The following is a 13,139-nucleotide window of genomic DNA, read 5'->3' on the forward strand; positions in this document are numbered from 1 at the left end:
CCGGCCTGGCCCGGACGGCCCACGCCCGGACCCCGCGGGCGGCAGCGGGTGATCAGCGCCAGGGTCCCGTCACGGCGAACGTCGTCCCCGGCGTGTAGCAGTTCACGAACATCGTCCGGCCGTCCGGCGAGAACGTCACCCCGGCGAACTCCCCCCACTCCGGCTCCTCGGGCGTCCCGATGTTCTGGCGCCCGCGCGCCATCGCGTAGACCTCGCCGCGCCGCGTCACCCCGAGTACATGCTGGGCGCCGCCGCCGTCCTCGCACACCATCAGGCCGCCCCCCGCCGCGAGGCAGATGTTGTCCGGCGACTCGCCCGGCAGCTGCACGTCGGTGTCCGGGCCGAAGACGATGACGAGCGTGAGCCGGCGCCGCTTCGGTTCGTAGCGCCACACCTGGCCGAAGTGGTCGGCCGCCGAGCCCTCCGCGCTGTGCGCGAAGCTGGAGACGAAGTACACCGACGACCCGCCCCAGTAGCAGCCCTCCAGCTTCTGGGCGTGGGTGATGCCCTTGGGGCCGAAGTCCTGGAGCCGGATCGGCGTGACGGCGGCCTGCGGATCCGGCACGGGGACCCATTCGATCCGGTCGAAGGTCGCGCCGGTCTCCTGGACCGCGGAGAGGTCGGGCACCCCGGGCACCCGCATGGCCTCCAGCGTGCCGCCCGCGCGCAGCGAGCCGGTCCCGCCGAGCGGCTTGTCCGGCAGGAAGCGGTAGAAGAGACCGAACGGCCTCTCGAACGCGTCCTCGGTCTCGTAGACGATGCCGTTGCCCGGGTCGACGGCGATCGCCTCGTGCTGGAAGCGGCCCATCGCGGTCAGGGGGACGGCCCCGGTGCGACGGGGATCGGCTCCGTCCACCTCGAAGATGAAGCCGTGGTCCTTCGTGTACCCGTTGGTGCCTGCCTTGTCCTCGGTCTCCTCGCAGGTCAGCCAGGTGTTCCAGGGGGTGGGGCCGCCGGCGCAGTTGACGGCCGTACCCGCGATGGCGACGCGCTCGCCGCGTACGGCGCCGTCCGCGTCGAGCTCGATGGACGTACAGCCGCCCTTGCCCATCGGGTCGTAGGTGAGGCCGTCGACCGTGGGGACACCGATCCTGCCGGTGACCCGGTTCTCGTGGTTGCGCACGAGATGGACCCGGCCGTGGCGGCCGGCGAAGGCCGCCATCCCGTCGTGGTTGCTGGGGACCAGGCCCTCGCCGGAGCGGAGCGGATCGCCCTCACGGGAGAGGACGCGGTAGCGGAAACCTTTCGGCAGGTCCAGCAGCCCGTGCGGGTCCGGCAGGAGGGGGCCGTAACCACTGTGGCCCCGGGCTTCGGCGGTGCCGGCGAAGAGTTCGGTGAAGGCCCCGGTGAAGGCCACGGAGGCCGCGGTCGCGGCGCTGCCGGCCAGGATCTGTCGTCGTGTCGCGAGTCGTCGAGGTGCGGATGACATGAGGCAACTCCCTGTTGGCGGACAGGTGAAGTGACCCGCATGTGTGTACCACGCGTCGGGGCGCGCGGGAACCACGCGTGCCACTGAGGCCCCCTGTGTCCCAGGGGCGTAAGTGGCCCCTGGGACGGGAGTGACGTCAGGCCAGCGACGCGGTGAGCGTGATCGTGGTGCCCGTGAGCGCCTGGCTGACCGGGCAGTTCGCCTTGGCGTCCTCGGCGGCCTTCACGAAGCCCGCCTCGTCGATGCCGGGGACCTCCCCCTCCACGGTGAGGTGGATGCCGGTGATACCGGTGCCCGGCTGCAGCGTGACCTCCGCCTGCGTGTTCAGCCGGGTCGGCGGCGTGCCCGCCGTCGTCAGACCGTTGGACAGGGCCATCGAGAAGCAGCTGGAGTGCGCGGCGGCGATGAGCTCCTCCGGGCTGGTCTTGCCGTTCGCCTTCTCCGCGCGGGAGGGCCACGAGACGGCGAACTCCCCGACGCCGGAGGAGTCGAGGGTGACGACACCCTTGCCCTCGAGCAGGTTGCCTTCCCAGACCGTGTGCGCCTGACGCGTGGTAGCCATGCTGGATCCCTTCGAACGGTGTACGCGGTTACGCGGGTGCGGACACGGCCTGAGGCGGCGTCACACCCGTCGTCCCCGAACCTACTGCGCCACAAGACCCTTTGCGTCACGCGCCAGCGCCGTCAGCCGCGAGATGGCGCGGAAGTACTTCTTCCGGTACCCGCCGTTCAGCATCTCGTCGCTGAACAGCCGGTCGAAGGGCAGACCGGAGGCGAGCACCGGGACCTCGCGGTCGTACAGCCGGTCGGCGAGCACCACCAGGCGCAGCGCGGTGGACTGGTCGGGCACCGGGCCCACGTCGGTGAGGCAGACCGCCGCGATCCCGTCCGTCAGCGCGCCGTAACGGCTCGGGTGCACCCGGGCCAGGTGGTCGAGCAGGGCCGGGAAGTCGTCCAGCGAGGCACCCGCGGTGGCGTACGCGGCCCTGGTCACCTGGTCGTCGGAGTACGGCGGCGGGGCCTCGGGCAGCCCGCGGTGGCGGTAGTCCTCGCCGTCGATCCGCAGGGGCCGGAAGTGCGCGGACAGCCCCTGGATCTCGCGGAGGAAGTCGGCCGCGGCGAAGCGGCCCTCGCCCAGCTTGCCCGGGAGTGTGTTCGAGGTGGCGGCCAGGGCGACGCCCTGCTCGACGAGCCTGCTGAGCAGGGAGGACACCAGGACGGTGTCGCCCGGGTCGTCCAATTCGAATTCGTCGATGCAGAGCAGCCGGTGCCCGCCCAGCGTCTGCACGGTCTGCTGGAAGCCGAGCGCGCCGACCAGGTTCGTCAGCTCGACGAAGGTGCCGAACGCCTTGAGCGAGGGATCGGCAGGAGTGGCGTGCCACAGCGAGGCGAGCAGGTGCGTCTTGCCGACGCCGTACCCGCCGTCGAGATAGACGCCGCGGGGCCCGTCGGATGCCGCCTGCTTCCTCCCGAACCACTTGCGCTTGCCCGACCCCGTCGCGTGCGCACCGCCCAGCCCGGCCGCGAAGGAGCTGAGCACGCCGACCGCCTCGGTCTGGCTCGGCCGGCCCGGGTCCGGCACGTAGGTATCGAAGCGCACCGAGTCGAAGCGCGGCGGCGGCACCATCTCCGCGACCAGCCGGTCGGCGGGGACGCGCGGCTCGAGGGCGCACAGGGACTGCGGGGCCGTTTCGGCTATGGGGCTCTGCCCCGGCACGGCTGTGGAGGACGACACAACTCTCCACCTTAAGGCCTCTCCCGGAAGGCCCCCGGCGCCATGCCAGACTGCCGGACATGCGACGCCTGCTCCCTGTGACGGACCCCACCACCCCAGCCCCCGCCGCCGACCGCGAGTGGACGCTCGAAGAACTGGCCGGCGCCTACGCCTATCCGGAGGGCGACGGCCCCTGGCTCCGGGCCAACATGGTCTCCACCCTCGACGGGGCCGCCCAGCACGACGGCCGGTCCCAGGGCATCTCGTGCGCCGCCGACATGCGGATCTTCGGGACGCTGCGGGGGCTCGCCGACGCCGTGGTCGTCGGGGCGGAGACGGTGCGCCTGGAGGGTTACCGGCCCGCCCGCGCCCGCGAGGCGTTCGCCGCCCGGCGGGCCGCGGCGGGCCAGGGCCCGGCCCCGGCCGTCGCCGTCGTCAGTGCGGGCCTCGACCTGGACTTCTCCCTCCCGCTGTTCGTCTCGCCCCTGGTCCCGACCCTCGTGATCACCGGGACGGCCGCGCCCGGGGACCGGGTCCGCGCGGCGAGGGAGGCGGGGGCCGAGGTCCTGTTCGCCGGGGACGGCGCCGCCGTGGAGCCCGCCCGCGCGGTGGCCGAACTGGCGGCCCGTGGTCACACCCGGCTCCTCACCGAGGGCGGGCCGCGGCTGCTCGGGCAGTTCGTGGCGGCCGGTGTACTGGACGAGCTCTGCCTGACCCTGTCGCCGCTGCTCACGGCCGGAGCCGCGCAGCGCATCGCCGGCGGACCGGCGGTCGTCGTGCCGGAACGTTTCTCCCTCGTCTCGCTGCTGGAGGAATCAGGGTTCCTCTTCACCCGGTACGGGAAGATCGGACATTGAGCGGAATATCCCGTTCCGGTTAACTCCAGGTGGGCACACTAAGTCCTGCTACCCCGTGCAATTGCGGGGAAGGATGGTTTCAGCAGAAGCGGCCGCCCCGGCGGCCGACCGGATGAAGCGGAAGGGCGCCTGCCGTGTTCACGAGCGTTTTGATGATCGAGAAGCCCCTCACTCCCGAGGACGTGGAGTTCGTCACCACCCTCCACGGCGAGGAGCGGATCTCGTTCGTCGTCCTGATGCAGCCGCGCAGCGACCAGGCCGACGTACTGCTGAGGGCGATCGACGACGTCGCGATCGGCGAGCTGCGCGAGGCCGTACGGGAGGGCGAGCAGCCGGAGGGCAAGGAGGCCCGCGAGCCCGCGGAGATGGCACTGGAGTACTCGCTCAGGGAACTGCGCGAGGCCGGTTCGGAAGCCGTCGGCCAGGTGGTCGAGGACCACCCCCTGGACAAGCTGAAGACCGTCGTCGACGACTCCGGCGCCGACGAGGTCATCGTCCTGACGGCACCTCACTACGTCGAGGAGTTCTTCCACCGGGACTGGGCGTCCCGGGCCCGTCACAAGGTCGGCGTACCGGTGCTCAAGCTCTTCGCGCACAGCGAATAGGCTGGGGGCGGACCCCTACCCAGTCAGTCACACCTCGGGAGACTCACGCATGGCACCCGGTATTCCTGCCGCCCTGGAACGGCCGCACTTCATCGGCATCGGCGGAGCCGGAATGTCGGGCATCGCGAAGATCCTCGCCCAGCGCGGAGCGAAGGTGGCGGGCAGCGACGCCAAGGACTCCCCGACCGCCGAGGCGCTGCGCACACTGGGTGCGACGGTCCACATCGGCCACGCGGCCGGTCACCTGGCCGACGACGCGACCTCGGTGGTCGTCTCCAGCGCCATCCGCGCCGACAACCCCGAGCTGGTCCGCGCCGCCGAGCTGGGCATCCCCGTCGTGCACCGCTCCGACGCGCTCGCCTCCCTGATGGACGGGCTGCGCGCCATCGCGGTCGCCGGCACGCACGGCAAGACGACCACCACGTCCATGCTCGCCGTCGCCCTGTCCGAGCTGGCGCTGGACCCGTCGTACGCCATCGGCGGCGACCTGGAGGGCCCCGGCACCAACGCCACGCACGGCGGCGGCGACATCTTCGTCGCCGAGGCCGACGAGAGCGACCGCAGCTTCCAGAAGTACGACCCCCAGGTCGCGATCGTCCTCAACGTCGAGCTGGACCACCACGCGAACTACGCGTCGATGGACGAGATCCACGAGTCGTTCGAGACCTTCGTCGGCAAGGTCGTCCCCGGCGGCACCCTCGTCGTCGCGGCCGACCAGGCCGGGGCCGTCGAGCTGACCGAGCGGGTCCGCGGCAGGTCCTCCCTGGACGTGGTCACCTACGGCGAGTCCGAGACGGCCGACGTACGGGTCCACAAGATCACCCCGCGCGGCCTGACCAGCGAGGTCACGGTCGTGCTCAACGGCAAGTACCTCACCTTCACCGTCTCCGTGCCGGGCCGCCACTACGCCCTCAACGCGGTCGCCGCACTCGCCGCGGGCGTCGCGCTCGGCATTCCCGCGCACAACCTGGCCTCCGCCATCGGCAAGTACACCGGGGTCAAGCGCCGCCTCCAGCTCAAGGGCGAGGCCGCCGGAGTCCAGGTCATCGACTCCTACGCGCACCACCCCACCGAGATGACCGCGGACCTGGAGGCCATGCGCGGCGCCGCCTCCGACGCCCGCCTCCTCGTGGTCTTCCAGCCCCACCTCTTCTCCCGTACCAAGGAACTCGGCACCGAGATGGGCCAGGCCCTCGCGCTCGCCGACGCCTCCCTGGTCCTCGACATCTACCCGGCCAGGGAGGACCCGCTCCCGGGCGTCACGAGCGAGTTGATCATCGCCGCCGCCGAGGCCGCGGGAGCCGAGGTCACGGCCGTCCACGACAAGGCCGCGGTCCCCGCCGCGGTCGCGGGAATGGCGAAGCCGGGCGACGTGGTTCTCACCATGGGAGCGGGCGACGTCACGGACCTCGGCCCGCAGATCCTGGACCACCTGTCGAGCTGAGGAGCCACCGTGCCGTACGACGTCGAGAAGCCTGACGAGCAGTGGCGGGAAGAGCTGACCCCCGCCGAGTACGCGGTGCTGCGCAAGGCCGGCACCGAGCCCGCCTTCGTGGGTGAGTACACCGACACCAAGACGGCAGGTCTCTACTCCTGCCGTGCCTGCGGTGCGGAGCTGTTCCGCTCCGACACCAAATTCGAGTCGCACTGCGGCTGGCCGTCCTTCTACGACCCGAAGGACACCGACGCCGTCGAGCTGCTCCGCGACGACAGTCTCGGCATGGCACGCACCGAGGTGCGCTGTGCCCGCTGTGGTTCACACCTCGGGCACGTGTTCGAGGGTGAGGGCTACCCGACGCCGACGGACCAGCGGTACTGCATCAACTCCATCTCGCTGACGCTCGCGCCCGACGAGGCCTGAGAGACGCGGGAGGCCCCGGTGGCGTATGCCGGCCGGGGCCACAGCACCTCGCCGCCCGCCAGGAGACATGCTCCTGGCGGGCGGCGGTACGTCCGGTCACGGAGGCGTGCGGCCCGCGTGACCTCCGGTCGGCCGGCGGTGACGGCTCACACCTTGGTGAGCTCCGCCGCCTGCCGCTGCACCGGGATCTCCTGCTGCAGCCGCTCGCCCTCGATGTCGAGGTCCGGCAGGATCCGGTCCACCGGACGGGGCAGCCACCAGGCGGCACGGCCCAGCAGGTGCATGACCGCCGGCACGAGGGTCATGCGGACCACGAAGGCGTCGACGAGCACGCCGACGGCCAGGGCGAAGCCGATCGACTTGATGATCGGGTCGTGCATCAGCACGAAGCCGCCGAAGACGGCCGTCATGATGATCGCCGCCGCCGACACCACCCGCGCGTTGTGGCCGACGCCGCTGACGACCGACTCGCGGGCGTCGCTGCCGTGGACGAAGTCCTCCCGCATCCGCGAGACGAGGAAGACCTCGTAGTCCATGGCCAGCCCGAACAGGATGCCGATCAGAAGGATCGGCAGGAAGCTGACCAGTGGGCCGGGGGTGTCGAGTCCGACCAGGTCGGCCAGATGCCCCTGCTGGAAGATGGCGACGGTGATGCCGAACGTGGCGCCGATGGTCAGCAGGAAGCCCAGCGCGGCCTTGACGGGCACCAGGATCGAGCGGAAGACCAGCATGAGCAGCAGCACCGACAGCCCGACCACGAGCAGCAGGTAGACCGGCAGGGCGTGGGCGAGCTTCTCGGAGACGTCGATGCCGACGGCCGTGGCCCCCGTCAGCGCCACCGACGCCCCGCGCACGCTCTCCACCCGGTCGCGGATCGCGTTGACCGTGTCCTCCGTCGCGGCGTCGGTCGGACCCGTTTCGGGGATCACGGCCAGCAGCGCGGTGGTGCCGCGCTCGTTCGTCTGCGGCGGGGCGACGGCGAGCACCCCGTCGGTCTCCGCGATCAGTCCGGCCGTCTCCTTGGCCGCGGCGGCGGTCGCCCCGGGGGTGTCACCGGAGACGACGGCGATCAGCCGTCCGTTGAAGCCCTCCCCGAATCCCCGGGTGGTCAGGTCGTACGCCTCGCGGTTGGGGGAGCCCTCGGCCTCGGTGCTCGCGTCGGGCAGCGCGAGGCGCATGTCCTGCACGGGCAGGGCGAGCGCGCCCAGGCCGATCACGCCGACGAGCAGCAGGGGGACGCGCAGCCGCGCCACGACACGGCCCCAGCGGAAGCCGAAGCCGCTGCCCGCACCGGGACCGCCGTGCGCCTCGGCGGAGGCGACGGAGGAGGTCCTGTCCAGGTTCCGCTGCTTGCGGGGCAGTACCCGTACTCCCGCGAAGCCGAGGACGGCCGGGAGGAGGGTGAGGGACACCAGCACCGCGAGCGCGACCGTGGCCGCCGCCGCGAGACCCATCACGGTGAGGAAGGGCACCCCGGCCACGGAGAGCCCCGCGAGTGCGATGACGACGGTGGCTCCCGCGAAGACCACGGCGGAACCTGCCGTACCGGCCGCCCGGCCCGCCGCCTCCTCGCCGTCCATGCCGTCCGCGACGTACGTGCGGTAGCGGGAGGTGATGAAGAGGGCGTAGTCGATGCCCACGGCCAGGCCCAGCATGAGCGCCAGGATCGGCGCGGTGCTGGTCAGCTCCACGGTGCTGCTGAGCGCGAAGAGCCCCGCCATGCCGGCCGCCACCCCGACCAGCGCGTTCAGGAGCGTCATGCCGGCTGCCACCAGGGAACCGAAGGTCAGGATCAGGACCAGGGCGGCGACCCCGACTCCGATGACCTCGGTCGAGCCGACCTCGGGTACGCCCCGCATGATCTCGCCGCCGTGTTCCACGCGCAGATCCGCGACGGACGCGCCCGCCTTCGAGAACGCCTCGCGCTGGGCGTCGGTGATGCCGTCGACCCCGGTGGCGAACTGCACCTGGACCAGTGCGTAGCGGCCGTCCCGCGAGACGGCCTTGGACACGAAGGGGTCGACGGCGGCGACGACACCGGGCACCTTCGCGGCCGCGCCGGTCACCGGAGCGACGGCCTCCGGCGTCAGCTTCCCGCCCTCCGGTGCGGCGATGACTATGGTCCCGGTGGCGCCGCCCGCCTGCGGGAACTCCCGGGTCAGGGCGTCCAGGGCCTTCTGGGACTCCGTGCCCGGAATCGAGAACTTGCTGGTCGTGGGCCCGCTGAAGGCCGCGGCTCCTCCTCCGAGGAGCGCGAGGAGCAGGAGCCACAGCGCGAGGACGCGCCCTCGGCGGCGGAAGGAGAGCCGGCCGAGCCGGTAGAGCAGGATAGCCATGCGATGGAGGCGTCTTTCTCTTCGAACGGGACGACTTCTGTCAGCTGACGGGATGACCGAGGGTTCTCAGCGCTCCCTGTTCCAGGGCGGCGCGCATCGCGTCCGGGGCCACGTCCACGTCGGCGGCGACCGTCACCGCCACACCGCCGATCACCATCTGGGCCGACACGCGCGCCGCCGGCTCACGCGAGCGACCGGCCAGCGCGTCCGCGAGCTGGTCGACTGCCTCGGGGATGACGGCCAGGACCGGGTGGCCGAGCATGTCGGGCAGCTCGGCGAAGATGATCTTCACCTCCTGGCGGAAGCGCATCGCCAGGCCCACGTAGACGGCCACCGCCGCACGCACGGCCCGGTCGCCCTCCAGCGCCGCCAGGTCGTCCCTCATGGCGGTGAGGCTCTCCGCCGGAGGAGTCAGCACCTCCGTGAGGATCGCGTCCTTGCCCGCGAAGTGGTAGAGCAGGGACGCCTTGGAGCAGCCCGCCTCGACGGCGATGTCGTGGAGCGAGGTCCCTTTGAAACCGCGCTCGGCGAACAGGCGCACCGCAGAGTCGAGAATCTGACGGCGCATGGGGGAGGGCGGACGTGGCATGGGGACACGCTAGCTGACCGATCGGTCAGAACTGGCCGATCGGTCAGGTTCCCGCCGTGAGCCGCGCCACTATCGGGTGATCGCGGTGGCGGGAGGACCTCGGCTGCCGGCTCACGCTCCGGGCGGGGGACGACGAAGGCCCCCCAGCGGAACCGGGGGGCCTACGTGTGGTGGGTCGGGCGCGCGGACGGCTCTGCGGCTGCCGAGGGGCGGAGCCGGTGCCGGCGGCCCTACTCCTCGCCGGAGCCGGAGCCGGAGCCGGACTCCGCGGCCGCCTCGGCCCGCAGCAGCGGGTGCGCGACCCCCGGGAACACCCGGGCCTGTACGACCTCCTCGGCCGCCCCGCCCCGCACCACGGTCTCCGCGACCCCCCACGGGCGGCCCGTGAGGTGGACGGTCAGCGTGTACGAGGACGAGCAGCCCATGCACTCGTACCGGTCCGCCCAGACCTCGACCTCGGTCAGGCTGCCCGGATAGCGCCGCACGTGCCGATGCCGGGCATGGCAGCGGTCACAGGTCTCGCCCGGCTCGCACGTGCCCCCGCAGGGACAGGGCACGTCCAGCGAGTCCGCGGGCTGCCAGCGCTGGACGAGCACCGCGTCACGCGTGGCGCTCGTGTCCTTCATCGCCTTGAGGTTCCGCGCGGCGACGTTGTACGACTCGCCGGTCGCGGCCATCCGGTCCCGGATCACGTCCTTGCGTCCGCGGTTCGTCGTCATCCTGCTGCTCCTCCTGGGGTGTCACGCAGCCCGCCAGGAGGCACACGAGATCAGAGCCTCCAACGGTACCCGCCCCAGGGGGACCGGCCTACCCGCACCGGAATCACTGAGGTCCGCGGCCCGGTCAGCGGCACTTCAGTTCCTTCTCCGCGAAGGCGACGAACTGCTTCAGGAGGACGGGGAGGACACGGCGGGCCCGCTTCTCCTGCTCGCGATCGCCCTGCGAACGGAACGTACTGAGGTGCAGATCGATGTACCTCCCTGGAGAGGACGAGGCGACGGAGGGTTCACAGACGATGTACGAGGCGGCCCCGTCGTACCAGAGAATGCCTTTCTCGCCGATGGCAAGTGGTTCGGGATCGGCCTTCTCCCACGGGCTCCAGTCGATATCTTTTTCGTAGTCAAGGCGAGTCGCTGAAGCCTGGAATTTTGTCGTGCCATCGATGTCCAAGGTGCACGAGGCGAGGTCCGCACTCTCCGGGAGGGCGAAGGGGTGCATGGCTGCGGCGCCAAACGTGGCCTTCTGTCCGGACGGCAGGAGAGGTGACACCTCTTTCGCGGCGAAAGCACCCCAACAGATTCGTGCAGGGAGTTCGGGGACCGCTTCGGCCTTTTCGGAGCACCCGGCCAGAGAAGCGATCAGTATCGCCGGCATCGAGGCTGCCATCGTGGTCTGCGTGAGTCGCCGCATGCCTACTTCCCTTTGGGGTGAGAACTGTCGACCAGGTCGCGTCCGGTCGAATGTGCACTGGCGGTTTCGGTGGAGGCTGAGCCCTTGTAGTCGTTGTATTGATCGGGTGAGAGGCCAGCCGCTTTGGCGCCTGTTTCGACGGCCGACACGGCGGCATTCTTCGCCGCGAGTTCCGCGTCAGCGTAACCGGTCAGTGAATCGCGTCGGCCTTCGCCCGAAACGTCTCTCTCCGCGTGCTTGACGACGGATTCCGTAATGTCTTCCTGAATCCAACCCACAACGTCACCACCAACCGGAATCATTTCGACATATTTGGCACCGGCGGCCGTGAGGATCCGATTCGTCCACTTGGCGTTGTCGCTCACTCCTTCGCTGTACTCCGTGTTCTCGTGAGCTTTGGCTTCGTGAATCGCATATGCTCTCGCTTCGGTCATCATCCCCGCGATCTCACCTCCGGGGTGGACGGCGTTCCGCACGGCCTCTCCCGTGTCCGGGTGGCTCTCGGGGTGACGGAAAACATCACTGACCAGCGCCGTCGTATAGGCCTGCTGCGCGTTGGTGATCGCGCCGTAGGCCTGCGGGTCCTGGGCCACCGCGCCCAGGAACGCTGCCATCCGACCCTTGTCGAATTGCGCCGCGTGTCCGAACGGCTTTATCTGGCCGGCCCCGTTCTCCGCCGCGGCCTGCAGGTCCGGCATGTACTCCGCCGCCATGTTGCCGAACTGCCGGGACAGTCCGCTGAGGGGTGCCGCAGGGTCGCCGGCCTTCGCGGCCACGAGTTCGGGGTTCGTCCCCGTCTTCTCCACGACCTGCTCCATCACGTCGGCCATGGCCTTGCTGTGGGAGACGGGGGGTGCGTCGTCGTCGCCCGGAATCCGTCCGGTGACCGCTGCTTCCAGCGCGTTGCCCATCGCGGTCTGGCCCGGGGCGGCCTCCCCGCCCTCCGTCGTGTCGTACCAGTCGGCCGTCGGCTTCTTGTCGAGCATGTAGTCGACCACGCCTTGGGCGTCCTTGCCCTTGATCTCGGCGTCGGACAGCGTGACGATGCCGTCCTTGTCGGAATCCTCGCGGATCCCCTCGTGGAAGAAGGCGGTGGAGGCGTCGGGGTTCCTGCTCATCGCCTCCATGAGACCGGTGAGGGGGTTGAAGCCCTTTCCGCCCTCCGTGTCGAGGTTGATCGCCATTTTCTGGTCGTAGGGCAGGTTGGTCGACCAGATGTCCGGGTTCTTCTTGTCCATCGCGACCATGTCCCGGCCGACAGCTGTGAGGAAGTCCTTGTCGTACGTCCCCTCGCGAAGCAGAGCGCCGAGCGCCTGGTAGCCGTAGACCTTGGTGCCGACGCCCGCGAAGCCCGACACGTCGACTTCCTTGCGCCCGGCCTTCATGAGCTGGGTGGTCCACGTCGCGTCGAGATGGTTCGGCGTCGAGGTCTGGGTGGCGAGGCCGAGCATCGCGCCCATGTCGTTCTGCATGGCGCGGACCTGAGCCGCCCGGTCCTGACCGAGAGGGCCGAGCGATGTCGCGTCCAGCGACATCCTGGTGTAGGCCTCGAGCGTCCCCTCCGCGCCGATCTTCCGGTAGAACCCCGTCGCGAACTCGGGATCGTCACGGTTGTCGTCGATGAGGTCCGCGAGTTGTCCGAGGGCCTTTGCGTTGCGGGCGGTGCCACCCTCGCCCGTGACCGTCTTCAGCAGGCCTGCGGCGCGGTCGACCTGCTCGGCGTCGAGGCTGGTGAACTTCGGGGCGCTGAAATCCTTGTCACCCGACACATTGGCCATGAGCGCGCGTTTCAGGGAGTCGTCGGCGTCGGAGAAGTCCTCGACGAGCCGGTCGATCCGCTTCTGCCAGGCGACCACGGCGGCCTTCTGCTTGCGCAGGGCCGCGGGATAGTCGGGATCGTGCCGCGCCCCGGGATCGTCCTCCAGGTCGTACCTGGCCGTCACGTGTCCGGCCGGGCTGATCACGATCCCGGCCTTGTCGGCTTCCTCGTCCCGGATCCTGACGAGCCCGTCCTTCGCGGTCTTGAAAGCAGTGTGTGCGTCCGCGAGCAGCAGTCCGATGCCTTTGGCCTCGGCTGCCGCGTCCTCGAACTCCTCGGCGGTCTTCGCGATGAACGGTCTGGTGACGCTTGCGTTGACACCCTGCCAGTCGGCCTTGTCCGCCTTCACCTTCATCCCGGTGCGGGCGTCGTCGGCCAGTGATGCCAGCTTGGTGACCATCTCCGCCCACGCGTGGGCGGCTTCGCCGAGCTTGCCCACCGGGGCGCTCACGATGTCCTCGAACTGCAACTTTCTTCCCCCGTACGCCGCCCGGTGACCGGACGGGCCCGTCCGACGCC

General features: G+C 70.5%; 12 protein-coding genes. 4 read left to right on the plus strand and 8 right to left on the minus strand.

The annotated features are described in order from the left end of the window. Positions 1-52: 52 nt before the first annotated feature. The 3 genes from OHT61_RS25685 to zapE form a co-directional block, all read right to left on the minus strand. Complete coding sequence (locus OHT61_RS25685; RefSeq protein ID WP_329041456.1) at positions 53-1,429, minus strand: alkaline phosphatase PhoX; 1,377 nt, start codon at positions 1,427-1,429, stop codon at positions 53-55. A 136-nt stretch (positions 1,430-1,565) separates the two neighbouring features. Continuing rightward, positions 1,566-1,991 carry an OsmC family protein gene (locus tag OHT61_RS25690; RefSeq protein WP_329041457.1) on the minus strand — a complete coding sequence of 142 codons (426 nt, stop codon included), beginning with the start codon at positions 1,989-1,991 and terminating at the stop codon, positions 1,566-1,568. Between the two features lie 81 nt (positions 1,992-2,072). Beyond that, positions 2,073-3,164, minus strand: a complete 1,092-nt coding sequence (gene zapE, locus OHT61_RS25695) for a cell division protein ZapE (RefSeq protein ID WP_329041458.1) — start codon at positions 3,162-3,164, stop codon at positions 2,073-2,075. Between the two features lie 59 nt (positions 3,165-3,223). On the opposite strand from zapE, the gene OHT61_RS25700 reads away from it, so the two are divergent. The 4 genes from OHT61_RS25700 to msrB all read left to right on the plus strand — a co-directional run bounded on the left by OHT61_RS25700 (position 3,224) and on the right by msrB (position 6,466). Continuing rightward, positions 3,224-4,000, plus strand: coding sequence for a pyrimidine reductase family protein (locus tag OHT61_RS25700; protein WP_329041459.1), 777 nt, complete (start codon positions 3,224-3,226; stop codon positions 3,998-4,000). A 152-nt stretch (positions 4,001-4,152) separates the two neighbouring features. After that, complete coding sequence (locus OHT61_RS25705) at positions 4,153-4,605, plus strand: indole-3-glycerol phosphate synthase (RefSeq protein ID WP_327113235.1); 453 nt, start codon at positions 4,153-4,155, stop codon at positions 4,603-4,605. 49 nt (positions 4,606-4,654) lie between these two features. Next, positions 4,655-6,049 (plus strand): UDP-N-acetylmuramate--L-alanine ligase, encoded by a 1,395-nt coding sequence (murC, locus tag OHT61_RS25710; RefSeq protein WP_329041460.1) that lies wholly within the window; start codon positions 4,655-4,657, stop codon positions 6,047-6,049. A gap of 9 nt (positions 6,050-6,058) precedes the next feature. Further along, positions 6,059-6,466: a peptide-methionine (R)-S-oxide reductase MsrB gene (gene msrB / locus OHT61_RS25715; RefSeq protein WP_329041461.1), complete on the plus strand. Its 408-nt coding sequence runs from the start codon at positions 6,059-6,061 to the stop codon at positions 6,464-6,466. 146 nt (positions 6,467-6,612) lie between these two features. On the opposite strand, the gene OHT61_RS25720 is transcribed toward msrB, so the two are convergent. The 5 genes from OHT61_RS25720 to OHT61_RS25740 form a co-directional block, all read right to left on the minus strand. After that, entirely contained in the window at positions 6,613-8,802 is a 2,190-nt protein-coding gene (locus OHT61_RS25720) for an MMPL family transporter (protein ID WP_329041462.1), read from the minus strand. A gap of 40 nt (positions 8,803-8,842) precedes the next feature. Beyond that, entirely contained in the window at positions 8,843-9,391 is a 549-nt protein-coding gene (locus OHT61_RS25725; RefSeq protein ID WP_329041463.1) for a TetR/AcrR family transcriptional regulator, read from the minus strand. A 230-nt stretch (positions 9,392-9,621) separates the two neighbouring features. Continuing rightward, positions 9,622-10,110 (minus strand): hypothetical protein, encoded by a 489-nt coding sequence (locus tag OHT61_RS25730; RefSeq protein WP_329041465.1) that lies wholly within the window; start codon positions 10,108-10,110, stop codon positions 9,622-9,624. Positions 10,111-10,234: 124 nt separating this feature from the next. After that, positions 10,235-10,801, minus strand: a complete 567-nt coding sequence (locus OHT61_RS25735) for a hypothetical protein (RefSeq protein ID WP_329041466.1) — start codon at positions 10,799-10,801, stop codon at positions 10,235-10,237. Positions 10,802-10,803: 2 nt separating this feature from the next. Then, complete coding sequence (locus OHT61_RS25740) at positions 10,804-13,059, minus strand: DUF6571 family protein (protein WP_329041468.1); 2,256 nt, start codon at positions 13,057-13,059, stop codon at positions 10,804-10,806. Positions 13,060-13,139 lie beyond the last annotated feature (80 nt).

The organism is Streptomyces sp. NBC_00178 (assembly GCF_036206005.1).
In the GTDB taxonomy this organism is placed as follows: Bacteria; Actinomycetota; Actinomycetes; order Streptomycetales; family Streptomycetaceae; genus Streptomyces.